General features: G+C 41.2%; 23 protein-coding genes. 21 read left to right on the top strand and 2 right to left on the bottom strand.

The features are described 5' to 3' along the window. Positions 1-207, bottom strand: a complete 207-nt coding sequence (locus AC1RRY_RS11380) for a hypothetical protein (protein ID WP_492820746.1) — start codon at positions 205-207, stop codon at positions 1-3. 272 nt (positions 208-479) lie between these two features. Between AC1RRY_RS11380 and AC1RRY_RS11375 the strand changes: the two genes are divergently transcribed. The 21 genes from AC1RRY_RS11375 (at position 480) to AC1RRY_RS11275 (ending at position 22,704) form a co-directional block, all read left to right on the top strand. Continuing rightward, entirely contained in the window at positions 480-1,046 is a 567-nt protein-coding gene (locus tag AC1RRY_RS11375; RefSeq protein ID WP_492820748.1) for a DUF4136 domain-containing protein, read from the top strand. A gap of 175 nt (positions 1,047-1,221) precedes the next feature. Then, a complete protein-coding gene (locus tag AC1RRY_RS11370) occupies positions 1,222-1,842 on the top strand; it encodes a GNAT family N-acetyltransferase (protein WP_492820750.1) in 621 nt (206 codons plus the stop codon). A 37-nt stretch (positions 1,843-1,879) separates the two neighbouring features. Next, on the top strand, positions 1,880-2,857 hold the full coding sequence (locus AC1RRY_RS11365; RefSeq protein WP_492820752.1) for an ankyrin repeat domain-containing protein: 978 nt from the start codon (positions 1,880-1,882) through the stop codon (positions 2,855-2,857). Positions 2,858-2,921: 64 nt separating this feature from the next. Next, complete coding sequence (locus tag AC1RRY_RS11360; RefSeq protein WP_492820754.1) at positions 2,922-3,824, top strand: UbiA prenyltransferase family protein; 903 nt, start codon at positions 2,922-2,924, stop codon at positions 3,822-3,824. Positions 3,825-4,393: 569 nt separating this feature from the next. After that, entirely contained in the window at positions 4,394-5,632 is a 1,239-nt protein-coding gene (locus AC1RRY_RS11355; protein ID WP_492820756.1) for a c-type cytochrome, read from the top strand. A 101-nt stretch (positions 5,633-5,733) separates the two neighbouring features. Continuing rightward, positions 5,734-8,784 (top strand): TAT-variant-translocated molybdopterin oxidoreductase, encoded by a 3,051-nt coding sequence (locus AC1RRY_RS11350; protein ID WP_492820758.1) that lies wholly within the window; start codon positions 5,734-5,736, stop codon positions 8,782-8,784. 60 nt (positions 8,785-8,844) lie between these two features. Next, positions 8,845-10,224: an NrfD/PsrC family molybdoenzyme membrane anchor subunit gene (gene nrfD / locus AC1RRY_RS11345; RefSeq protein WP_492820759.1), complete on the top strand. Its 1,380-nt coding sequence runs from the start codon at positions 8,845-8,847 to the stop codon at positions 10,222-10,224. A 30-nt stretch (positions 10,225-10,254) separates the two neighbouring features. After that, positions 10,255-10,776 carry a DUF3341 domain-containing protein gene (locus AC1RRY_RS11340; RefSeq protein WP_492820761.1) on the top strand — a complete coding sequence of 174 codons (522 nt, stop codon included), beginning with the start codon at positions 10,255-10,257 and terminating at the stop codon, positions 10,774-10,776. 96 nt (positions 10,777-10,872) lie between these two features. Further along, positions 10,873-11,487, top strand: coding sequence for a c-type cytochrome (locus AC1RRY_RS11335; RefSeq protein ID WP_492820763.1), 615 nt, complete (start codon positions 10,873-10,875; stop codon positions 11,485-11,487). An 89-nt stretch (positions 11,488-11,576) separates the two neighbouring features. Further along, a complete protein-coding gene (locus AC1RRY_RS11330; protein WP_492820765.1) occupies positions 11,577-12,923 on the top strand; it encodes a quinol:cytochrome C oxidoreductase in 1,347 nt (448 codons plus the stop codon). Between the two features lie 91 nt (positions 12,924-13,014). Then, positions 13,015-14,145: a cytochrome c oxidase subunit II gene (locus AC1RRY_RS11325; protein WP_492820767.1), complete on the top strand. Its 1,131-nt coding sequence runs from the start codon at positions 13,015-13,017 to the stop codon at positions 14,143-14,145. Between the two features lie 37 nt (positions 14,146-14,182). Beyond that, positions 14,183-16,060, top strand: coding sequence for a cytochrome c oxidase subunit I (locus AC1RRY_RS11320; protein WP_492820769.1), 1,878 nt, complete (start codon positions 14,183-14,185; stop codon positions 16,058-16,060). Positions 16,061-16,131: 71 nt separating this feature from the next. After that, positions 16,132-17,109, top strand: coding sequence for a COX15/CtaA family protein (locus AC1RRY_RS11315; RefSeq protein ID WP_492820771.1), 978 nt, complete (start codon positions 16,132-16,134; stop codon positions 17,107-17,109). Continuing rightward, complete coding sequence (gene cyoE, locus AC1RRY_RS11310) at positions 17,109-17,990, top strand: heme o synthase (protein WP_492820773.1); 882 nt, start codon at positions 17,109-17,111, stop codon at positions 17,988-17,990. The genes AC1RRY_RS11315 and cyoE overlap by 1 nt, the downstream gene beginning before the upstream one ends. 22 nt (positions 17,991-18,012) lie before the next feature. Further along, on the top strand, positions 18,013-18,612 hold the full coding sequence (locus tag AC1RRY_RS11305) for a cytochrome c oxidase subunit 3 (RefSeq protein WP_492820775.1): 600 nt from the start codon (positions 18,013-18,015) through the stop codon (positions 18,610-18,612). Positions 18,613-18,681: 69 nt separating this feature from the next. Continuing rightward, positions 18,682-19,428 (top strand): cytochrome c oxidase subunit 3, encoded by a 747-nt coding sequence (locus AC1RRY_RS11300; RefSeq protein WP_492820777.1) that lies wholly within the window; start codon positions 18,682-18,684, stop codon positions 19,426-19,428. Between the two features lie 72 nt (positions 19,429-19,500). Beyond that, entirely contained in the window at positions 19,501-19,839 is a 339-nt protein-coding gene (locus AC1RRY_RS11295; protein ID WP_492820779.1) for a cytochrome C oxidase subunit IV family protein, read from the top strand. Further along, on the top strand, positions 19,836-20,540 hold the full coding sequence (locus AC1RRY_RS11290) for an SCO family protein (protein WP_492820781.1): 705 nt from the start codon (positions 19,836-19,838) through the stop codon (positions 20,538-20,540). The genes AC1RRY_RS11295 and AC1RRY_RS11290 overlap by 4 nt, the downstream gene beginning before the upstream one ends. Before the next feature lie 10 nt (positions 20,541-20,550). Next, positions 20,551-21,081, top strand: a complete 531-nt coding sequence (locus AC1RRY_RS11285; protein WP_492820783.1) for a DUF420 domain-containing protein — start codon at positions 20,551-20,553, stop codon at positions 21,079-21,081. A gap of 4 nt (positions 21,082-21,085) precedes the next feature. Continuing rightward, the gene (locus AC1RRY_RS11280) at positions 21,086-21,337 is read left to right on the top strand and encodes a hypothetical protein (protein WP_492820785.1); all 252 of its coding nucleotides are present in this window, start codon (positions 21,086-21,088) and stop codon (positions 21,335-21,337) included. Between the two features lie 164 nt (positions 21,338-21,501). Beyond that, entirely contained in the window at positions 21,502-22,704 is a 1,203-nt protein-coding gene (locus tag AC1RRY_RS11275) for a Gfo/Idh/MocA family protein (RefSeq protein WP_492820787.1), read from the top strand. Between the two features lie 27 nt (positions 22,705-22,731). On the opposite strand, the gene AC1RRY_RS11270 is transcribed toward AC1RRY_RS11275, so the two are convergent. Further along, the gene (locus AC1RRY_RS11270) at positions 22,732-23,709 is read right to left on the bottom strand and encodes a DNA/RNA non-specific endonuclease (RefSeq protein WP_492820789.1); all 978 of its coding nucleotides are present in this window, start codon (positions 23,707-23,709) and stop codon (positions 22,732-22,734) included. Positions 23,710-23,858 lie beyond the last annotated feature (149 nt).

Below are 23,858 nucleotides of genomic sequence, written 5' to 3'. Positions count from 1 at the left end.
TTACATGTACTTGTATAGCTGGTTTTCGCTTAATGTGAGGTTGTAGGATTGGTATTCCGGATAATCGCTCAGGCTTGTATCTATTTCAATAGTTGATTCATAAACCAGGTTGATGAACAACTCCGTGGCGATGTATTCCTGATTATAAGTGAAGTTCTTTTCAAAATGATTAATAAAACCAGACGGGATATGAATTTCAAAAATCATACAGTGAAGATGTTTAAAACAGTTTAGGATACTTATTCAAATATAATAAAAAACAGATTGATATTTCCTAATTGTCGGGTGAAATTATTCGATAAAATCAATAATAGAATGTTTTTAAACGAAAATCGGAGGCATTCTTTCAAATATTTACCTGCCCTGATAATCTATTTTTTAACACTATTTAACATTATTGACATTTGACTTTTTAAACGCAGATTGTCTAACTATTGTTTAGAAAATTAAGGAAAATTATAATTCAATAGTTGAAAAATATGGAAAGCCTATTTAAAAAAGCCCTGCTAATCGGGATGATTGGGCTGGGCATCTCAGGTGCGAAGGCACAGGTAAGTACACACCGGGACCCTGCTGCCGATTTCAGTGAGTATCGTTCATTTGCGTGGATCAAACCTGATATTCAAACGAAAAATCCGCTTTACAATAATGATTTGGTAACGAAGAGGATTCAGACAAACGTTGATAAGATTTTATTGGCAAAGGGTTTGAATATTGATACCAGAAAACCTGATATATTGTTGAAATTCCATACCAATGCAGTCAGGGAAACAACACGTGGATTCAATTCTGGGCCTACTTATCCCACGATAGGTTATAGAAGAGTCGGGCGCTTCGTGGTTCCCTATACTATGGGTTATTGGGGCGGGGGATATTCAACGCCTTATACGTATACTGAAGGTTTGCTGGTAATTGACGCCATCGATGCAAAAACCAATAAATTGGTTTGGCAGGGTAGTATTTCAGCACCAATCAATAACCGGAAACTTGACAAACAGATCGAAAAGGGTGTCAGCAAGATTATGAAGAAATATCCAAACTCATAAGCTGATGTCATTGCCGGATAATTAGTTTGTACAAGAAAGGGAATGTGCCATAGGGTATGTTCCCTTTTGGATTTTATGGAAATACTACATAATCTGTATACATATTTCAGCTGATGTTCTGCACGCTTCCTGATAAAAGTGTTTATCTTTACTTGTCATCTTAAAGCTAAGCGTTATGAAGAATTTCAGAAATTCGGTGCTTCGGTTTCTTTTAGGGCTACGGCGACCATCAGGCAAAGCCAACAGAAGTTTGCTACTTAAAAACGGCGAAAGCCTCGCGGCTTTCATGATACGTGAAGCTACTATTGCCGATCTTGACGCGTTGGTAAGTCTTCATATTCAGACCTGGTACGAAACCTACTGGAATTCCGGACACAAGCTTTCACGTGATTACATTCACAAGCATTGGCAGGATTTCTTTCAGCAAGCCAATACCACTTCGTTTTGTCTGGTGATAGAAAACACACTTACCCAACAACTGGTTGGCTACGCCAGAGGCAAGGCCTATGCATCAGAAGATTTGCCTGATTATAAGGGTGAACTGAACAAGATTTTCATTTTAACTCAATATCAACGGCTGGGATTAGGCAAAAAACTAGTAGCAGAAATAATTAAGCGATTTGTAGCCCAACGTATCCATTCTATGGTGTTGTTCGGAATCCCGCAGAATCCTTCCTGTGGTTTTCATGAAGCCATGGGTGGCAAAAGACTTTATGCGGCCAATGGAAAATTTAATGGAGGCTACGGTTGGAAAGATTTGCAGAAATGGGACAAGCAAGATGCCTCAATTGTGTGAAATATTAGTGATGATTTAGTCCATCAATGAAAAAGTCATGATTCAACCGCATGAATTAAAACATGAGTTGCCTATGGAGGTAGCCAATCAGACCATCAGTACGACTACAATGGTGTGGGAGATGCTTCATGCCAGCTATGACGGCAACCTGGATAAGGTGAAGGAATTGCACAGACATTGTCCTGACCTGATTTATGCGCAATACAATTATACACCGCCTATTCATCTGGCTGTTCGCGAAAAACACTATCACCTGGTTGAATACTTACTCCAATATGGGGCTTACAGTCCCACTTACCGTACTTATCCTTTTCAGGATGATCTGCTTACTGTGGCAAAAGACCGCGAATATGATGATATTGCGGCGCTGTTAGAAGACTATATCAATAATCCGGGCTTGCATGTGTATAATGGAGACAATGGACGGATATTTTATAACAGAACTTCCAAAGAGCAAAGTTTTGAAGATATGGTTGACAGAGGAGATGTGGAAGGAGCAGAACAAGTACTTCAGATAAATGGCGAACAGGTACATGACCTTACGTTCTTTTGGGGCGAGGGTATTCTGATGATGCCCGCCAAGGATAATAACGCTGCTATGGTGCAATTGCTACTGAGTTACGGTGCCAAAGTGCCGGTGTTACTGAAATGGGCACAGGCTTATTATTTTAAACATCCGGATATGGCTGCTTTTTTGATGGATAAGGGCATGAACCCCGGAGTGATGAGCTGGCACCATGTAACATTGCTGCATGACATGGCTCAGAAAGGTGATATAGTCAAAGCAGATTTATTGATTAAGCATGGCGCAGATCTTAACCCTATTGAAGAAGAGTACCAGTCGACACCATTAGGATTAGCGGCCCGTTGGGGGCACCTGCCCATGGTTGAATATTTATTGCATCAGGGGGCTGATCCGTCCAAGGCAGGAGCTCCCTGGGCCACTCCGCTGGCCTGGGCAAAAAAGAAAGGACATACCGCAATAGAGCAATTATTGGTGTCTGTCTTATCATAATAAACCTATCGGTTTGAAGTAAAAAGAGACTAGTGATAAACAGAGATTTAATGATATCAGGCAGATGTTTCAGTCATTTGTAAAAGCATTTTTCTACGGCAATTATTTCTACGGCATTTGTGCAGTAGCGCTTTCAATAGAGGCGTCATTGCAGCAGCAATATGTACTCAATACGCCTTTATATTATGTGTTGGTATTTGCGCTTACTGTGTGGTTTTATACCCTGGCCTATATTAAAGACCCAGCGCTAAAGGCTTCAAGAAACCCGAGAACCCAGTGGTACATTACCAACAGAACATTTGTCGTTTACAGTCAATGGATATGCGTGTCAATCAGCGGGTTGATTTTAATTTATATTGCCTGTAATTATTGGTCAGAGTTGTGGCACATGAACGTAAAACAGTGGATACCGCTTTTATTAACACCTCTGGCTGCCTTGTTGTATTACGGTATCAATTTTCTGCCTCAATACAATTTAAGGAGAATCGGGTGGCTGAAACCTTTTGTTATCGGTTTCACATGGGCGGGGCTTATCACTCTTGCCCCTCTTATTTTTTATCATGTAATCATGGGGAGTGGTGAGGGGATAAGTCTGATCGGGTGGTGGCTGCTGCTGAAGAATTTCATGTTTGTTTCAGTGCTGTGTATCATGTTTGATATCAAAGATTACGCTGCCGATTCGAACAAGAATATCAAAACTTTTGTAGTTAACAGGGGGCTTCGGTACACCATATTCAGTATCGTTCTGCCACTTGTGCTGGCTGGGCTGATAAGTTTTCTGGTCTTTGCATGGCTTAATCATTTTTCGCTGACAAGGCTTCTTCTGAACATCCTTCCATTTGTTGCTATGGTAATTGTAGCCTACGCACTCAAAGAGAGAAGAACCATTTTTTTCTATCTGGCGGTAATCGACGGGCTTATGTTTTTCAAGGCCATTTGCGGTATTACAGCTTCATATATTGAATAAATTTAAGTGTCTGATACTGACGCAGACGGACAATGGCTTTATTGATTGTTTACCGGATTAATGTCCGTTTTACTTGGCAAGATGAGAATTTCCTGTGTGAATTTTTTAAGTTGATCACCACTTTAGGCGCGAAACAGGTAAAATGCAACACACTAGTATTGAGCAGGTTGGCTGCGATATTGTCTCAAAAAAGATTTGTCAGTATATAGACGAGAGTATTAAAATAGCAGAAATTTATTTTGAAACTGTTGTAAGAGCGCTTGTTTGACCTTATATTTGTGCTCAAATTAAACCTTTACCTGAACTGAAAAAAATTAACAATAATGATTGAATATACGTTTCTAGCATTCGTATAATCTTGCTAAAATACCATTCCGGGTATGTCACCAAAGGTGAATCACGGAATGGTATTTTTTGTTAAAATACTCATAGTCAGGTGTTTATAATTTTATTTAAAATTATTCTAAATTACAGTAAAAAATAAAAAAAGTTAAAAAACCTATTTGATTGAAAACAATAGTGGCGTAGTTTTGCAGTCAGAAAATTAGGTTATACTACTTACATATAATATGATTCGTAATTTTTATAAATCACTTTTAGCTCTTGCTGTTGTTGCTACAATTTCTTTCAACAACGCATTTGCACAAGATTCAACAGCTACCGCAGCACCTGCTGGGGGAGGGGATACAGCGAAGGGAGAAAAACTATTTAAAGAGAACTGTGCGCAGTGTCATGCTGCTACTGCCGAGCAGATAGTAGGACCCGGCTTAGCTGGTATCGAATCCCGCAGAGATTTTGCCTGGCTTAAGAAATGGATTAATAATCCGATGGGTGTGATAGCAAGTGGTGACAAATATGCCAACGAACTCTTCGTTAAGTTTAACAAAACCCAGATGACGGCTTTCCCGTCTTTTACGGATGATGACGTAAAAGCAATTCTGGCGTATGTTCAAACTGCATCAGCACCTGCTGCACCCGTTCCAGGGGCCGTCGTAGGAGCGACTACTGCTGCTACAGGTGACACCGGTAGCGGTAAATTTGTTAACGTAATTCTGGTAGCCCTGTTAGTAATTATGGGCTTAGTTCTGGTAGCACTACTCGGAATCCTGCAATTACTAAACAAATTGAGCGGACAACCTGAGGGAGCGCCGAAGGGTATTTCTTTCGGAGAAAAACTTCAGGCTGGCTTAAAAGATGTGGTTGCCAACAAAACTGTTCGCACGGCCGTAATCTGGGTATTCGTTTTATTAGCAACCAAAGCTACTTTCGACGGCCTGTACGGCATAGGTATTCATCAGGGATATGCCCCGAAACAACCTATTTCTTTCTCTCATAAATTGCACGCAGGCGAAATGAAAATCGACTGTGGGTATTGTCACACAGGTGCCTATAAAGGAAAACAATCGGGTATTCCTTCGGCTAATATCTGTATGAACTGCCACAATACCATCAAACGTGAATCGCCTGAAATTCAAAAGATTTATACAGCCATTGAAACCGACAAGCCTATTGAGTGGGTGCGCGTGCATAACCTGCCAGACCTTGCCTACTTTAACCATGCGCAACATACCAATGTGGGTGGCCTGGATTGTAAAAATTGCCATGGCGATATCGACAAAATGGAAGTGGTTCAACAACGTGCTACTTTAACTATGGGATGGTGTATTGACTGTCACCGTAAAACTGATGTAAACGGCAAAGACAATGCTTACTACGACAAGTTAGTGGAAGCACACAATGCCGTAAGCAAAGGATCAATGAAAGTGGAAGATATCGGTGGATTAGAGTGTGCCAGATGCCACTATTGATCTTGAAACTACGGCTTAAAGTTTAGAATAAATTAATCAAAGATATTAAGTCCCTTTAACAAGGATTTAAAATATAAATACTTAAATCAGCAGTTATGCTCATGGAGAATACTAATAAAAGGTATTGGAAAGGGGTTGAAGAATTAAAGAACGATATTGAGGTTGTAAAAAACGCTAATCGTGAATTTAATTTAGACGATATTGACACGGTTGAACCTACTCACCGCCGTGATTTCTTAAAAGTATTAGGGTTTGGATTAGCAGCTGTTTCATTGGCAGCTTGTGATGCACCGGTGCGTAAGGCTATCCCTTATCTTAATAAACCTGAAGATGTTGAGCCGGGTATTCCTAACTGGTATGCTTCGACTTACGCAGAAGGCGGAGATTACTCAAGCATCCTTGTAAAAACCCGTGAGGGGCGTCCGATCAAAATTGAAGGAAACAAGATGTCGAGCCTTACTAAAGGTGGGGTGAGTGCAAGAGTGCACGCTTCGGTTTTGAGCCTTTATGATAACGAGAAATTGAAAGGCCCTAAAAAAGGCACTTCTGATATTTCTTGGGAAGACCTTGACAAAGAAGTAACTGCAGGACTTGCTAAAGGAGGTAATATCCGTATCGTTTCGAATACTATCCTTTCTCCTACATTCAAGAAAGTTATTGCTGATTTCACTGCAAAATATCCTTCTGCCAAACATGTTACTTACGATGCGAATTCGGCCTCTGGTTTGATTCAAGCCAATGCAGAGTCGTTCGGTCAGGCGGTTGTACCTAGCTACGACTTCGGTAAAGCGAAGGTAATGGTTGGTATCAATGCTGATTTCTTAGGTACATGGATTGCTCCTGATGTATATGCCGCACAATGGGCTGAAACCCGTCGTTTGAGCAGTGCTAAACAAGGAGGTAAAAGAGAAATGTCACGTCATTACCAGTTTGAAACCGGAATGACTATTACAGGTGCTTCTGCCGATTATCGTTCAATGATTAAGCCTTCTCAGGAAGGTGCGGTGGTAGTAGCCTTATATAATAAAGTAGCTGCTGCTTTGGGCGGTACGCCTGTCTCTGGTACAGCTATTGAAATACAGAACCTTGATAAATGCGCGAAAGAGCTGGTAGCAGCCAAAGGCGCAGCATTAGTGGTTTCAGGTTCAAACAATCCGGCTGTTCAAACAGTAGTGAATGCATTGAATAGCCTACTCGGAAGCTACGGAACAACTATTGACTTAGCGAATCCGGTATACTTCCGTCAAGGAAATGACACTGAAATGAACGCTTTCATTAATGAAGTAAAAGGCGGTCAGGTTAGCTCGGTGTTGTTCCTTTCAAATCCTGTTTATGATCATATCAGAGGCGCTGAATTGGGTGAAGCACTTAGCAAAGTGGCTACCTCAGTATCATTTGCTGCAAATGCAGACGAAACAGCCGCTAAATGTAAATATATTGCTCCTGCTCCGCATTATCTGGAGTCATGGGGAGATGCAGAACCTAAGAAAGGTTTCTACTCATTAATTCAACCTACTATTTCGCTTATTTATAACACCCGCCAGGCTGAGTCAAGTTTATTGACCTGGGCAGGTGCGCCAAGTGATTATCAGGCTTATCTGAAATCAAACTGGACCAAGAATATCTTAAGCGGTAAATCGTGGGTACAAGCATTGCATGACGGTATCTATGAGCCGGGTGCAGGTGCAGCGGCATCAGGTGCTTCTTTTGGTGGTAATGTGGCAGGTGCAGGTGCAGCTATTGCAGGTATCAAAGGTTCAGGTATTGAGCTTTCTGTATTTGAAACGATTGCAATCGGAACAGGTACGCAGGCTAACAACCCTTGGTTACAGGAGATGCCGGATCCGATCTCTAAAGTAACCTGGGAAAACACCATCGCGATTTCGCAGAAAACAGCGAATGAAGCGGGTATCGATCAAGGAGACTGGGCGAAACTGACCATAGGTAACCAAACAATTGAGTTACCGGTGTTGATTCAGCCGGGTCAGACACACGGTACAGTATCAGTAGCGATCGGTTATGGTCGTACAGCGGCCGGTAAAGCCGGAAACGTAGGTGCTAATGTTTTCCCATTGGTACCAAACGGACAATACTGGGCCAATGATGTTAAATTAGAAAAAACCAAAAGTGGATATACCTTAGCTCAGACACAGACACACAATACGGTGATGGGTCGTGAGTCGATTATTCAGGAATCAGTATTGACTGAGTACGTGAATAATGTGAAGGCGGGTCGTTTCGAACCGAAATTACAAACTTCTGAAGGGCTTAAAGATACTAAGCAGATTACACTCTGGAACGGGCACGAGAAGAAAAACCACAGCTGGGGAATGGTTATTGACCTGAACCTTTGCCATGGTTGCGGCTCATGTCTGGTAAGCTGTCAGGCTGAAAACAACATTCCTGTTGTTGGTAAAGCTGAAGTAGCACGTGCCAGAGAAATGCACTGGATTCGTCTGGATCGTTACTATAGCTCAGATGCACCTCATGAAGAAGGATACAGCCCAAGTGGCTTCAGAGCTATGGAAATAGCTTCTGATAATCCGGAGGTTGTATTCCAGCCGATGACTTGTCAGCACTGCTCAAATGCACCTTGTGAGACTGTTTGTCCGGTATTAGCGACAACACACAGCTCAGAAGGTCTGAATCAAATGACTTATAACCGTTGTATCGGTACTCGTTATTGTGCCAACAACTGTCCTTATAAAGTACGTCGTTTCAACTGGTTCAAATACTTTGAAAATGACAACTTCGATTTCAACATGAACAACGACCTGGGTCGTATGGTGTTGAATCCGGATGTAACGGTTCGTTCAAGAGGGGTAATTGAGAAATGCTCAATGTGTGTGCAACGTATCCAGTCTGGTAAACTGGTAGCTAAGAAAGAAAAACGTCGTCCGGTTGATGGCGAAATTCAGACAGCTTGTTCACAATCTTGTCCTACTAATGCGATTGTATTCGGAGATATGCTTGATCCTGAATCTCAAATTTCAAAAACGCTTGCAGTTGAGAAAGAAGGAAGAGCTTATCATGTTCTGGAAGAAATCAATACACAGCCACAAATCAGCTATTTAACTAAGATTCGTAACAAAGACAGAGCTAAGTCAGAAGCTGGCGTTAAGGCAGAACCGGCGCACGAAGAACATTCATAATTCGGGCTGAGGATTCGCATTTTATTAAGAAAATAGCATATTCAATAAACAAAAAAAACTATGCACGTAGTTTCACCTATAAGAGAGAAGCTGGTATTGAGTGGTAAGTCTTACCATGATATAACAGAAGATATTTGTAAACAGGTTGAGGGAGCACCTACTAAAGAGTGGAAAGTAGCGTTTGGGATATCAGTGTTAGTATTATTGTATGGTACTGCATGGGTACTCTGGACTTGGTGGGAAGGTCTGGGCGTATGGGGTTTGAACAAAACAGTAGGTTGGGCATGGGACATCACCAACTTCGTATGGTGGGTTGGTATTGGTCACGCCGGTACGCTTATCTCAGCTGTATTATTACTTTTCCGTCAGAAATGGAGAACCTCAATTAACCGTGCAGCTGAAGCGATGACAATTTTTGCCGTTATTTGTGCGGCGTCGTTCATTGTGATGCACATGGGGCGTCCGTGGTTAGCTTATTTCGCATTGCCACTTCCTAATACTTTTGGTTCATTGTGGGTAAACTTCAACTCACCATTAGTTTGGGACGTATTCGCCATCTCTACGTATTTCTCGGTATCATGTTTGTTTTGGTATATCGGTTTGATTCCTGACCTTGCGACCATCCGCGACCGTGCCACTGGTGTCCGTAGAAAAGTATATGGTGCTCTGGCAATTGGCTGGACAGGCGGTGCAAGAAGCTGGGCAAGATATGAAGATGTTTCTTTGATTCTGGCCGGTCTTTCTACTCCTCTTGTACTTTCGGTACACACCATCGTATCATTTGACTTTGCAACTTCGGTTATTCCTGGCTGGCACACGACAATCTTCCCTCCATACTTTGTGGCCGGTGCGATTTTCTCAGGCTTTGCCATGGTACAGAACCTGATGCTTGTAACAAGAGTAGTGTATAAATTAGAAGATTACGTGACTCTTGATCACATCTCTCTGATGAACAAAATCATTACCCTTACAGGTTCAGTTGTAGGTATTGCTTATATCACGGAGTTCTTTATTGCAGCTTATTCAGGTGTTGAGTACGAAAAATATGCGTTCATTAACCGTGCTACGGGTCCGCTTTGGTGGTCTTATGCAGCCATGATGACTTGTAACGTGCTTTCTCCACAGTTGTTCTGGTTTGAGAAAATCCGTAGAAATATCGTTGTCTCATTCGTAATGGCAGTTGTGGTAAATATCGGTATGTGGTTTGAGCGTTTTGTAATTATCGTGACCTCGCTTCACAGAGATTACCTTCCATCGAGCTGGACTTATTTTACCCCTCGTTTGGGAGATATTTCAGATTATATTTTCTCATTTGGTTTCTTCTTTACTGCATTCTTCCTGTTTGCTAAGTTTTTACCGGTTATCAATATGGCCGAGGTAAAATCAGTATTGAAGTCAACATCAGAGAAATATCCTGAAAAAGTAAAGAAACAAGCATAATCATTAGAATTAAGAAACCATTATCAGACAATGGCAGATAACAAATATTTAGTTGGTGTTTTTGACGACGAAGATGAAGTATTACATGCGGTCGGCGAAGTAAGACACAGTGGTGTTAAAATCCATGAGGTGTATACACCTTTCGCTATCCACGGGTTAGACCATGCCTTAGGCTATGACCGTCCAAGAATGGGTGTGGCAGCATTTCTTTTCGGTATAACCGGAACCATTTGCGCCCTGGTGTTAACCTTCTGGACAATGGGTATTGACTGGCCGATTAACGTGGGTGGTAAGAATTTCTTCCCGTTTCCGACCAACGTACCAATCATCTTTGAGTTGACAGTACTTTTAGCTTCGTTTGGTATGTCTTTTACTTTCTTTATCATGGAAGGAATGGGACCAACTGCTGAACCGATCATTTTTGATGTAAGAAGCACAGACGATAAATTCGTTATGGCAATTGATTTGGCAAAAAACAAACTATCAGAAGTTGAAATTACTGATATTTTGAAAAAGTCGGGGGCCTCAGAAGTAAATGTGAAAGAGGCATAAGAAATAACGTTAAGGTTATTCGAGACAATTTACAAACAGAACATTGACGGGTTTCCGGTAACGGCCCCAGACAGTTATACATTAATTTGTTTTCAAATGAAATTTTCAGTCAGAAATATCACGCTTGCGGTAGCAGTAGCATCTTTCTCAGCAGTTGCTTTATCATCATGCAATGATAACAACAGCACGGGTTGGGAGTTTGCTCCTAATATGTACAACTCTCGTGCTTACGAACCATTGACACAATGGCGTGACAATACAATTAATCCTGACGGCAAAAATATGCGTCAGCCGGTTCCGGGTACTATAGCTCGTACAAATTACCATACCTCGTTCCTTCAGGACGACAGTACGGTAGTGAATGACCTGATGGTATATAATTTACCGGCAGATAGTATTGCTGTAGCTGAAGCAACTTTAAAGAATCCTATACCGTGGTCGGACGCAGCAGAAACTGAAGGTCAGGTATTGTATGAAAGAAACTGTGCGCATTGTCATGGTACAACCGGCGCAGGTGACGGCCCTGTAGGTAAAGTTTACAAGGGGGTTCCGAACTATGCCAGTGATGCCTATAAGAATATGAACGATGGCCACATCTATCATGTAATTACCTATGGTAAAGGTCGTATGTGGCCGCATGCCTCACAGGTAAACCCTGAAGAGCGCTGGAAGATCGTACACTATGTGCATAGATTACAACTAGGAAATTAATAACGCACCCCCATCCCTAAAGGGGCGTGTTAGAAATACTATACTTATGATTACCTCTCTTTAGGGGCGGGGTTCAAATTTCAAGAATAATGGCTCATAATACTCACGGAATTCCTTCAACTGAAGAAAGATTTGAGTTCACTTCCGGATTGAAAAGCAAGTTGTTGATTGCTGCAGCCTTAGGCGTTGTTTTGGTTGCACTCGGAATGTTTCTTTTACAAAAAGGCTGGTCAATAGGTGTTTGGGAATCGCACGGTGCGGAACACGGAGCCGCTGCAGCACATGGCGGTGGTCATGGCGAGCATGGCGGCGGTGGAGAGCATCATGGGGCTACCCTGATGCATCGCCTGATTGCGAACATTTGGATGAACAGTGTATATTTTCTTGGAATTTCGGTGGTTGGGATGTTCTTCATTGCCTACAATTATGTTGCTAAGGCAGGCTGGTCAGTTTCAATCAAACGTGTTGCTGAAGCTTTCCCTTCATTCATCATTGTTCCGGGCCTTATCCTGATCATCTTATTTGCTATTCCTTCAACACGTCATATGATTTTCCACTGGACACACGAAGGTATCGTGGATAAGGGTAGCGAGAATTATGATAAAATCATTGCCACAAAGGCATGGTATCTGAATGTACCTTTCTTTGCAATCCGTTTGATTGCTTATGTAGGTGTATGGTACTTCTTGTGGACATTGATGCGTAAATATTCATTACTGGAAGATCAGGAAGGAGGTTTAGAAAACTACTACAAGAGTCGTAATATATCTAAAATATTCCTGTTGTTCTTTGCAGTTACTTCTTCAACAGCAGCGTGGGACGTATCGATGTCGATTGATCCTCACTGGTTTTCAACCATGTTTGGCTGGTACCATCTGGCCAGCTGGCACGTAGCAGGTCTTGCTGCCATTATGTTTGCAGTATTGCTTTTGAAAGATCAGGGATATTTGAAATTTGTAAATGACAGCCACTTACACGATCTGGGTAAATTCATTTTCGGTTTCTCTATTTTCTGGACATACGTTTGGTTCTCACAATATCTATTGATATTCTATGCCAACCTGCCTGAGGAAACAATCTATTTCCGTGAGCGCTTTACCGGATATGACGGACGTTACTGGTGGCCATTCCATATCAATTTTGTATTGAACTTCTTCTTCCCGATTCTTGTGCTGATGGCAAGAGGTTCTAAAAGAAGACCAACGTTCCTGAAACTTGCTTGTGCTGCTATTCTGATTGGTCACTGGTTTGACTTCTATCAAATGCACATGCCGGGTATAGCCAAAGAGCAAGGTGGTATTGGTATAATTGAGTGGGGAACAACCCTGACTTTTGCTTCATTGTTCATTTATTTTGTAGCAAATCAGTTGTCAAAAGCGAATCTTATTCCTCAGAAACACCCATTTGCGGAAGAAAGCTTGCACCACGATATCTAATACAGGGATTAAGTATTTCGAAACAAGTTTATTGAATAAATTTTAAAGCATACAAGGATTAAGCACTTATAACTTGTAAATTTTTAGTAACATGACCTTATTAATTGTTATTTTAGCTGTTGTGTTTTTGGTTCTGACCATTATGGTTATTTCCAAAACCCAAACTCTATTGAAAGGTGTAAAAGGTGAGTCAGAAATAGAAGATTCGATTACTGATGGCGCAAATAATACAAATGCCATAGGCTTATTTGTTTTCTGGGTTGTGAGTGTGATCGGCGTAGTGTGGTCATTTAATTATGCTAAGAAAGATTTCTTAATGGCGTTTGGTGATTTGCCTACGGCATCTTCAACGCATGGAAAAGAAACTGACTACTGGTTCTGGTTCGGGATGGTTGTAATTACTGTAGCATTCTTCGTTGTAAACAGCGTCCTTTTTTACTTCCCTTTAAAATACCGTTATAACAAAAACAGAAAGGCATATTTTTATCCGCATAATAATACACTTGAAATAGTTTGGACGTTGATTCCGGCAATTGTTATGGCAGGCTTAGTATTTACAGGTTTGAGAGCCTGGAATAAGATAATGTCAGACGCACCGGAAGATGCAGAAGTAATAGAGATTGTTGGTAAGCAGTTCTCATGGATGGTTCGTTATGGTGGTGTAGATGATGGAAAACTGGGGAATTACAATTATAAACTGACTAGCGATTCTGAAGGAAACGAATTTGGTGTTGATTTTACAGACGAAAATTCTTTTGACGATTTTACAAGTAATACAGAGTTGCACATTCCTAAAGGTAAACCTGTATTATTGAAGATCAGAGCCAGAGATGTATTGCATAGTGTATTTATTCCGCACATGCGTGTAAAGATGGACGCTGTACCGGGTATGCCGACTAAGTTCTGGTTTGTGGCTGAGAAGAGTACTGCAGATATGCGTGCCGAGTTGGGTAACCCTGATTTTAAGTATGAAATTGCCTGTACAGAAGTTTGTGGTCGCAGCCATTTTGCTATGAAATTGAATTTGATAGTAGATGAGCCGGCAGATTACGAAAAATGGAAGAAAGAACAAAAATCATTATTGGCTACTAAACCGGAATTCATTGAAAAGGTACCGGCTAACTTGAAAGCTAAAGCAATGAAATACCTGGGTGTTGATGCGGAAACTACTACCGATTCAACAACAGCAGGCGGGGCTGGAACATCAGCATCTTTGAGATAATTATTAACAACAGAAAATTCTTAAAAATAGTAATATTATGGCAGCAGTAGGACACGCAGACGTACATGCCAACGACCATGACCACGCTCACGAGCACCATGAGCTAAGTTTTATCAGAAAGTATATTTTTTCTGAAGACCATAAAGTAATTGCTAAGCAATATTTGATTTCAGGTATTGTATGGGCTTTGATCGGAGGTTTCTTGTCGTTAGTATTCCGTCTACAATTAGGTTATCCCGGAATAGACTTAGGTTGGTTAAAACCGATTCTAGGAGAGAGATGGTTTGATGAAGCCGGTAAGCTTGACCCTAACTATTACATTGCCCTTGTAACGATGCACGGAACCATCATGGTATTCTTTGTATTGACTGCAGGTTTGAGTGGTACTTTCTCGAATTTCCTTATACCGCTTCAAATAGGAGCAAGAGACATGGCATCAGGTTTTATGAACATGTTGTCATACTGGTTCTTCTTCCTTTCGAGTGTTATTATGTTTGCCTCATTGTTTGTGCATGATGGTCCTGCTGGTGGTGGTTGGGTTGTTTATCCTCCATTAAGTGCATTGCCTGATGCTGCTCCGGGTTCCGGAACTGGTATGACTTTGTGGCTTGTAAGTATGGCAATCTTTATTGTATCAAGTTTATTAGGTAGTGTTAACTATGTTACTACTGTAATCAACCTGCGTACGAGAGGTATGACCTTCGATAAAATGCCATTGACTATCTGGGCGTTTACTTTCACCGCTATATTGGGTATTTTATCATTCCCTGTATTGTTCTCAGCTGCATTATTATTGATTTTTGACCGTAGCTTCGGTACAAGTTTCTACTTGTCTGATATCTATATTAACGGACAAGCATTACCAAACCAGGGAGGTAGCCCGATTTTGTTCCAGCACTTGTTCTGGTTCTTAGGTCACCCTGAGGTTTATATCGTAATCCTTCCGGCTTTAGGTATGACTTCTGAGATCATCGCAACCAACTCAAGAAAACCAATCTTTGGTTACAGAGCCATGATTTTCTCGATGTTAGGTATCATGTTCCTTGCATTCATCGTGTGGGCTCACCACATGTTCATGTCAGGTATGAATCCTTTCTTAGGTTCGGTGTTCATGCTCCTTACCCTGATTATCGCGGTACCATCTGCAGTAAAGGCCTTCAACTATATAACAACCATGTGGAGAGGTAACATTGTGTTTACTCCTGCCATGATGTTCTCTATCGGTCTGGTGTCTTTCTTTGTGTCTGGTGGTGTAACGGGTATCATTTTGGGTAACAGTGCGCTTGATATCCAGTTGCACGATACTTATTTCGTGGTTGCTCACTTTCACCTTGTAATGGGTTCTGCTGCTTTCTTCGGAATGGTAGCGGGTGTATACCACTGGTTCCCTAAAATGTTTGGCAGAATGATGAATGCAAGCCTGGGCTATATTCACTTCTGGATTACGTTCGCAGGTGTTTATGTGGTATTCTTCCCTCAGCATTATCTGGGTATTGCCGGGTTCCCAAGAAGATACTACTCATATACAGGATTTGACTTTACAAATAAATATCAGGATCTGGCCGAATTGAGTACAATAGCCGCCATTGTGGTATTTGCTGCTAACATAATATTCCTGTTTAACTTCTTCTATTCGATGTTCTGGGGTAAAAAAGCAACTGCTAACCCATGGAGATCAAATACATTAGAGTGGACAACACCTATTGAGCCGGGTCATGGTAACTGGGAGGGAGAGATTCCGGCAGTGTATCGTTGGCCTTATGATTACAGCAAGCCTGGTGCTGCTGAAGACTTCATTCCTCAGAATATTCCGTTCTCTGCTACTCCTGAGTCTAACCTTGAAGAGGAGAATGAGCAAATCAAAGATGAGAAGGAAATTGAAGGAATCAAATATGATTACAGTATTCCGGATTGATATTGCGGAGTTCAAAATATAGGGAGGTAGTTTTAGTAATAGAACTACCTGCCGGATAAGTCAACAGGATCATGGTAATTTTCAGAAAACTGGGTGTTTGGACAATAGCTGCTGTTTATGTGCTGATATTGGTTGGGGGGATTGTTCGGGCTACAGGTTCTGGTATGGGTTGCCCTGATTGGCCGAAATGCTTTGGCAGCTGGGTTCCACCCACACACATTTCGCAATTACCTGATAACTATAAGGAGATTTTTGGAGCAAAGCTTAAAGGTGAAATTGAGTTTAATGCCGTTAAGACCTGGGTTGAATATATAAACCGTCTGATTGGTGTTACAATAGGCTTTCTGATTTTTGCGACATTTATAGCTTCCATACGTTCTTTCTGGACAAAAGACAGAACAATCGTTTGGCTGAGTTTCATAGCATTTGTGCTGGTTGGGTTTGAGGGATGGTTGGGTTCTAAAGTGGTTTCCAGTGAACTGCATCCGGTCATGATTACGCTGCACATGTTACTATCGGTTATTATAGTGTTTGTTCTTTTATATGCAGTAGCCAGGTCTTTTACAAAGATTATCAAAGTAGAAGATGTGAAAGAGGCCGGTTCTATCAGTTTTCTGCTCACGGCATTGATGTTAGTTACATTGGGCCAGATATTATTAGGAACACAGGTAAGAGAAATGGTTGATCATGTGGCCATCACAATGGGCCAATCATTAAGGAGCGAATGGGTGGCTAATCTGGGTGGTAAATTTGAAATGCATCGTTGGTTTTCGTTGATAGTAACTGCTTTGCATTTCGTGTTTTTCTATCGGATATTGAAGAATAACGCTTACAAAGGCATCATTTATAAGTTTTCGGTAGGATTGATAGTACTGATAGCAATTGAGATGATATCAGGTTTACTTCTGGCATACTTAGGATTTCTTGCGTATGCTCAACCAATACACCTGACAGTTGCGATATTAATGTTGGGTATTCAGTTTGTTATATATCTGTTATTAAATAAGGAAAGGGTTTTCAGAGGCGTTCCGGAGTTTTCGTTAAAGTAATGAATCAAGCATATAGCCAAAATATAGTAAGTGTAAAACTTAAAGCTTTATATGACATTACCAAGTTTCGCCTTTCGGCAACGGTGGTTTTTTCAGGAGCATTCGGGTTTATATTGGGTTCAGATAAGGTTGATTGGTCTAAATTAGTTCTTTTCTGTATTGCAGCATTTTCAACAACAGCAGCGGCTAACATCATTAATCAGATTATTGAAAAAGATCTGGATAAACTGATGAAGCGCACGCAGGATCGCCCGCTTCCAAGCGGCAGATTATCGGTAAACGAGGCTGCATTTTTTGGATGGGGTCTGGCGGTTATTGCTATGTATATACTGTTCTATGAGTTTAATTTCAGAGCAGGTTTAGTGGCATTGTTGTCGATGGTTTTATATGGGTTTGTTTATACTCCATTAAAGCGTGTAGGCCCGATCGCAGTAGCAGTGGGTGCCTTACCCGGAGCGTTTCCTCCCATGATCGGATGGATAGCGGCTACCAATCATTTTGGCCTTGAGCCAGGTATTCTATTCGCGATTCAGTTTTTCTGGCAATTCCCTCATTTCTGGGCTATTGCGTGGGTGCTTAATGAAGACTATAATAATGCCGGGTTTAAACTATTACCTTCTCGTGGGGGTCAGAATCTGAATTCTGCCATACAGATTATGATTTATACCTTGTTTTTGTTGCCGTTATGTTGGGTGCCTTATTATATGGGCATGACAGGTATTAATTCAGCTGTTGTAGCCATGATTTTCGGAGTGCTTTTTCTGGCACAAACTTTTCATCTGATGAGAAAAGTAGACAGAAAAGCCGCATTACAATTAATGTTCGGGTCATTTATTTATCTTCCGGTAGTGCAGATTGCCTATTTGCTGGACAAGATTTGAACCCTTTAGATTTAGAAGAAAGATGAGTCAGAAAGAGGTAAAAGTTCCGATAAAGAAGTTCGCCGAAGAACCCAAGCAGGTTTTGTCGGTTAACAAATGGAAGTTTATGGTTTGGCTCTTCATTATTACCATCATTATGCTGTTTGCTTCACAAACAAGTGCATATTTGGTAAGAAGGGCAGAAGGAAACTGGGTAGAGTTTGAGATTCCGCAAATATTCTGGTATAGTACTATAGTTTTGATCATCAGCAGTATTTCAATGCATTTTGCGCTGAGAGCTGCCAAAAGTGATAAGCAACCGGTTTTAAAGCTGGCAGTAGCCATTACATTTGTTTTCGGAATCGCGTTTTTGGTGATGCAATATCTGGGTTGGCAGAACCTGCAGCAGCAAGGAGTGTTTTTAAAAGGGAATCCGTCAGGCTCGTTTTTCTATGTGTTTACCGGGCTTCACATGGCACACCTTTTAATAGGCTTAGGAATTCTGATTGCTACGTTTATTATGGCGTTCAGAATGAAGATTGATTCAAGACACACCCTGTTGGTTGAAATCTGCGCAACATCGTGGCATTTCCTTGATTTACTTTGGGTATATTTGTTTGTGTTTTTATTGTATTTTAGATAAACTTTTTACAATTTCAAGATTTAAACAGGTGCATTAACAGGCCTGTTTGAAATTCAGAAACTATCAGCTATGGCAAGTGCAAATACCTCAACAACCGCTGAACATTTGATCTGGAAAGGTGGAACCCAACCGATGAAAGTTGGATACGGAAAACTTATGATGTGGGTTTTTCTCCTTTCAGATACCTTTACTTTTTCAGCATTACTGATTTCTTATGGTTTGGTGCGGTTTAGTTTTCCGACCTTTGAAGGATTAAGAAAAAACTTTGAATTCTCTAACGCCTGGTGGCCTATCCCTGAGCGTGTATTTGAAGCCGTTCCATTCCTGCACGGGATAGAAGCTCCGCTGGTGTTCGTAGGTATCATGACATTTATATTAATCATGAGCTCAGTAACAATGGTGTTAGCGGTAGAGGCCGGTCATCGTCGTGATAGAGCTGATGTGGAGAAATATATGCTTTGGACGATTCTTGGTGGTGTTGCTTTCTTAAGCTCACAAGCTTGGGAATGGGGCCACTTTATTCATGGAACAGAAGAAGGCCTTACTTTGGCTAACGGTACGAAGATTTTCGGAGCCAATCTGGTTCAGAATCAATACGGCCCTCCGGCATTTGCAGATTTCTTCTTCTTCATTACAGGTTTCCATGGTACTCACGTTTTGTCAGGAGTTGTATTAAACGTATTGATTTTCTATAATACAGCAAATGGTGTTTATGAGAAACGCGGACACTATGAAATGGTAGAAAAAGTTGGTTTATACTGGCACTTTGTAGACTTGGTTTGGGTATTCGTATTTACCTTCTTCTACCTGGTATAGTCAGAACATCAGATAATGATTTCAGAAAGTTCAATCCTTGAGATTGAGTAAACTTAAAATATTGATTTAAAAATGGCTCAACATTCAGAACACCACGAAGAGAAACTTCCAGCACAAACCAAAGAGATCTGGAGAACGTTTTGGATACTTTTAATCATTACTTCAATTGAGTTCGTCATTGCATTTGTAGTAGATGCCGACCATTATAAATGGACAAAAATTGGAATCTTCGTGATTCTGACAATTGTAAAAGCCTATTATATTGTGGGTATCTTTATGCACTTGAAACATGAGGTGAAGTCGTTAATATGGACAATTGTACTACCTTGTATATTTGTGGTATGGTTAATTGTGGCGTTGATTGTTGAAGGAGGATACATAGGATTTGAACGTTTCATATTTGGAAAATGAGTAAGAATGCTATCAAAGCCGGAATACTAGTAGTGATATTAGTAATTCCGGCTTTTATATTTATATTTCTGAAGGTATTCGGAAATAATTACTACAAGCTACCTTATCTGATGCCTGAACTGGGTGAAAGAGGTCAGGTATTGATGCGAGGTGCAGATACGGTATACCATCAGATACCTGCCTTTGAACTGACAGATCAGAACGGGCGAAAGTTTTCTTCTGCAGAAACCAAGGGTAAAATTTACGTAGCCAATTTTTTCTTCACTCGCTGCGGAACAATCTGTCCGAAATTAAGTTCGGCAATGCTGCGGGTTCAGGATGTATTTGGCGATAATCCTGATGTGCTGATGGTTTCTCATTCGGTTGATCCTAACCACGACACCCCCGAAGTATTGAAAGAATACGCTAAGAAATATGAAGCAATAGATGGCAGATGGTTCTTTTTGACGGGAGATAAGAAGGCGGTATATGATTTGGCAATAAAGGGCTATAAACTGCCTGTTGCAGATGCCTCTGAATATGATAAAAATATTAAGAACATTGATGATATGTTTATCCATTCGGAGAAACTGATGCTGATAGATAAAGAAGGGTTTATCAGAGGAATTTATGATGGTACATTCAATGCAGATATAGAACGTCTGCAGGCCGAAATAAAAGTGTTAGAGGAAATTTATAAGGATCAAAATAAGTCTCGTTAGAGAAAATACAATGGAAGCGCAATTAGAGAGGAAATCGATGGTATGGATAAATGTGTTATCGGTGGTAATACCGGTAGCAGTGGCATTAATACTGGGTATCCGTCAGAAGTTTGATTTGGGTATCTGGACCAAAACTTTGCCGCATGCAATAGGAATCATTAATTCATTAACGGCTGTTTTATTACTTTATGGATTGTATCTGATTAAGCAACGCCAGATAGAACAGCATAAGCGTGTGATGACCGGAGCATTTGCCCTGGGCGCCTTGTTTCTGGTCTGTTATGTAGCGTATCATATTTCTAACCCAAGTACCAAGTTTGGAGGTGAAGGATTTACGCGCTATCTTTATTTCTTTGTATTGATTAGCCATATCGGATTGTCGTTTATTGTGTTGCCACTGGTTTTGAGATCCTATTATTTTGCCTGGACCAATCAGCTGGAACGACACAGAAAAATAGCGAAGATTGCTTTTCCGATCTGGCTGTATGTATCAATTACGGGTGTAATTGCATATTTGATGATCAGACCATATTATCTGTAAGATTATGAAAGCATTTAAATTAGTGATAGTCACGGCATTTTTTCTTTTAGTGAATTGTGGTGTTTCAATGGCGCAATGTGCCATGTGCCGGGCTACAGTTGGAAGCAATTTAAGTGAAGGGCGCGGAGTAATAGGCTCCGGTATTAATGACGGCATTCTGTATCTTTTGGTGATTACTTATTTATCTGTACCTACCGTGATATTTATCTGGTATCGTACTGCAAGAAAGGAGATGCGGCTAAAGCTGAGCAACTAAGTCATTTTATGACCTTATAATTTTGAATGAAGAGAATCTGCTTACCCGGTGTAGCAGATTCTTTTTTTATTTCAACCTGTTGGGTTTTCTGATTCTTTAGTATCTTGCATTGCGCTTGTATAGACAAGACGTTGGAAATCTATCAACCTTAAAATATTTTAACCATGAGTAATAAACCCCATAGAATCGCTATGTTGGGTACCGGTCTTATTGGCTGGTTCTATACAAAGTCTCTTCATGAACACCGTCGGCCAGACCGCGTGCAAGTTGTTTATTCAAGAAGTGAGGAACGCGGCAAAGCCTTTGCTGACGAATGGAGCATACCAAAGTATACCACCAGCATGGAGGAGGCCATCAAGGATAAAAGCGTAAACGTGGTGATTATCGGTTTGCCGAATGATTTGCACTTTGAGGCGATCAAGCTTTGTTGTAAATATAAGAAGGGTGTTCTCTGCACCAAGCCATTGGCTCGTACTGCGGATGAAGCAAAAAAAATACTGGACATGGTAGAGAAGGCGGGGGTATTTCATGGATATCTGGAAGACCTTGCTTATACGCCTAAAACGCTCCACGCCTTACAATCGGTTAAAAATGGGGTGATAGGTCGGGTTACCTGGGCGAGGTCAAGAGAAGCGCACCCGGGGCCTCATTCAAGCTGGTTCTGGGACCTGAAGAAAGCCGGAGGAGGTGCCATCGTAGATTTAGGATGCCACTGTATTGAAATAGCCCGTAATTATATCGGAAAAGACATCAGACCTGTAGAGGTAATGTGCTGGGCTGCTACGCAGGTAAAACCGATTGAAGCAGAAGACAATGCCATTGCGCTGGTAAAATACGCCAGTGGTGCCATTGCTCAGTTTGAGGTGAGCTGGTCGTTCAGAGGAGGAATGGATCTGAGAGATGAGGTGTCAGGAACGGAAGGCGTTATCAGAACAGATCATTTTATGCGCACAGGCTTTGAGATGTTCACCGCAGCGCAGGAATCGAGCTATGTAGCTGAAAAAGCCGAAACTGCCTCAGGTTGGTTATTCCCTGTGGGTGACGAGGTGAATTCGTTGGGTTATACACACATGTTTACAGATATGTTTGATAGCCTTGATAACGGTACTACACCGATGGAGAGTTTTTATGATGGCTACATAGTAAATGCAGTGATTGATGCGTGTTATAAATCGGCGAAAACTAAAAAATGGGAGCCTGTGATAATTAAAGACTGGCGCGGAAGAACAGATGTAACCGAGCCTTCACCTTTTGTTGAGTTTGATGCAGACCACTGGCACATTAAAGATGAGTTTTTGCCTGATGGACGAAAGAAAGTAATCCTGAAAGAGAAAGCAACCGGGAATATTATTCAGAGAGTTTTGTAATTGTGAAGGTGCGGAGAATCCGCACCTTTATTGTTGAACCTTAGTCCATGCCGACCAATCGCTCGTGGCTTCTAAGCGATTCTGAATATCATCTGGCAGTTTGGCAAAGAAATTTAGCCCGGTTGCCTGTTCTATTTCATCAACGGAAACTACGTAAGTATTCATTTTTTTGTTAAGTGTTTCAGTATTGGGAAGCAAAAAAGCAATGGCTCTAGCCCTTTGGGGTTTGCCTTTAGGGTAGTAAAGCACAATTTTATAATAGTGTTTTGGAACTGATACCTGATTGTACCGGCCAATGGTTTTCATGTTTTTGCTTAAAACCGGGCCTGTTATGATGTATAACTCTTCGTCTCTTACAGCCCAGCTTCTGATGCGGCTTTCGATGTTCTCCCAGATGCCCCTGTTTAAATCGGGGGTTTGCGGGCAGATGTTGCTCATAAAGAAAGTTTCATTCATGAGCTCCTGGCAGCATTTAAAATCTCCTGCCGGTACCATGTGTCCACGGTCATATCCGGAGCCGGTATAGTCGGTCGATAAGGCCGAACCCTGTGTTACTTTCCTGTCAGGCACAAATTGGTTTTCACTTCTATCTGCTTTTCCTTTTGTGTATTCTCCTCTCAGTTTATGCGCTACCCATGACGGGAGCTCATACTTTTCTTCGTAGCAAAGGGTGAAATTCTTGTGGCGGATAATCTCATCAGTTTTCTGAATAGCAGGTAGCGCAAAATCGGGTACTGAAAAATCATTAATATCTCTGCTTTTTAAAGGTTCAGCCAATGATGTAATGGCATCCGCAATTTTTCTGTCCATAGCAGAATCCTGATTAAAAGGGCTAGGTTCAGGAGCCTTATATGGATTGGATTTGCCGGGTGGGGATTCTTTAGATGCAAAAATATGTGTGGCACCTTGCCAGAACTTACTTATGGGGCCGGGCTTATCTTTGTAGTAAAGAAAATATCCGACAGAAAAGAACAGAAGAATAAGAATTATGCGATTGGATTTCATTCACTCAGGCTTAGATTAAGTACTTGCTGCAAGTTTACGACAAAACGAATCAGGATGCTTGTTTATGCCGGCTTTTATTAAAATTCATTGTAATTGATACAGAGAGAGTTGTGTTATCAGGAATAGATTTCTCACGAAAGGCGTTTTCA

Source organism: Emticicia sp. GW821-FHT11C11 (genome assembly GCF_058808615.1).
Note: the sequence above shows the minus strand (reverse complement) of the source record. Positions and strands in the feature narration are given on the sequence as shown.

Coding starts and splice junctions, on each gene's coding strand:
- AC1RRY_RS11380 (WP_492820746.1), bottom strand. CDS start 207: ATGATTTTTGAAATTCATATCCCGTCTGGTTTTATTAATCATTTTGAA.
- AC1RRY_RS11375 (WP_492820748.1), top strand. CDS start 480: ATGGAAAGCCTATTTAAAAAAGCCCTGCTAATCGGGATGATTGGGCTG.
- AC1RRY_RS11370 (WP_492820750.1), top strand. CDS start 1,222: ATGAAGAATTTCAGAAATTCGGTGCTTCGGTTTCTTTTAGGGCTACGG.
- AC1RRY_RS11365 (WP_492820752.1), top strand. CDS start 1,880: ATGATTCAACCGCATGAATTAAAACATGAGTTGCCTATGGAGGTAGCC.
- AC1RRY_RS11360 (WP_492820754.1), top strand. CDS start 2,922: ATGTTTCAGTCATTTGTAAAAGCATTTTTCTACGGCAATTATTTCTAC.
- AC1RRY_RS11355 (WP_492820756.1), top strand. CDS start 4,394: ATGATTCGTAATTTTTATAAATCACTTTTAGCTCTTGCTGTTGTTGCT.
- AC1RRY_RS11350 (WP_492820758.1), top strand. CDS start 5,734: ATGGAGAATACTAATAAAAGGTATTGGAAAGGGGTTGAAGAATTAAAG.
- nrfD (WP_492820759.1), top strand. CDS start 8,845: ATGCACGTAGTTTCACCTATAAGAGAGAAGCTGGTATTGAGTGGTAAG.
- AC1RRY_RS11340 (WP_492820761.1), top strand. CDS start 10,255: ATGGCAGATAACAAATATTTAGTTGGTGTTTTTGACGACGAAGATGAA.
- AC1RRY_RS11335 (WP_492820763.1), top strand. CDS start 10,873: ATGAAATTTTCAGTCAGAAATATCACGCTTGCGGTAGCAGTAGCATCT.
- AC1RRY_RS11330 (WP_492820765.1), top strand. CDS start 11,577: ATGGCTCATAATACTCACGGAATTCCTTCAACTGAAGAAAGATTTGAG.
- AC1RRY_RS11325 (WP_492820767.1), top strand. CDS start 13,015: ATGACCTTATTAATTGTTATTTTAGCTGTTGTGTTTTTGGTTCTGACC.
- AC1RRY_RS11320 (WP_492820769.1), top strand. CDS start 14,183: ATGGCAGCAGTAGGACACGCAGACGTACATGCCAACGACCATGACCAC.
- AC1RRY_RS11315 (WP_492820771.1), top strand. CDS start 16,132: ATGGTAATTTTCAGAAAACTGGGTGTTTGGACAATAGCTGCTGTTTAT.
- cyoE (WP_492820773.1), top strand. CDS start 17,109: ATGAATCAAGCATATAGCCAAAATATAGTAAGTGTAAAACTTAAAGCT.
- AC1RRY_RS11305 (WP_492820775.1), top strand. CDS start 18,013: ATGAGTCAGAAAGAGGTAAAAGTTCCGATAAAGAAGTTCGCCGAAGAA.
- AC1RRY_RS11300 (WP_492820777.1), top strand. CDS start 18,682: ATGGCAAGTGCAAATACCTCAACAACCGCTGAACATTTGATCTGGAAA.
- AC1RRY_RS11295 (WP_492820779.1), top strand. CDS start 19,501: ATGGCTCAACATTCAGAACACCACGAAGAGAAACTTCCAGCACAAACC.
- AC1RRY_RS11290 (WP_492820781.1), top strand. CDS start 19,836: ATGAGTAAGAATGCTATCAAAGCCGGAATACTAGTAGTGATATTAGTA.
- AC1RRY_RS11285 (WP_492820783.1), top strand. CDS start 20,551: ATGGAAGCGCAATTAGAGAGGAAATCGATGGTATGGATAAATGTGTTA.
- AC1RRY_RS11280 (WP_492820785.1), top strand. CDS start 21,086: ATGAAAGCATTTAAATTAGTGATAGTCACGGCATTTTTTCTTTTAGTG.
- AC1RRY_RS11275 (WP_492820787.1), top strand. CDS start 21,502: ATGAGTAATAAACCCCATAGAATCGCTATGTTGGGTACCGGTCTTATT.
- AC1RRY_RS11270 (WP_492820789.1), bottom strand. CDS start 23,709: ATGAAATCCAATCGCATAATTCTTATTCTTCTGTTCTTTTCTGTCGGA.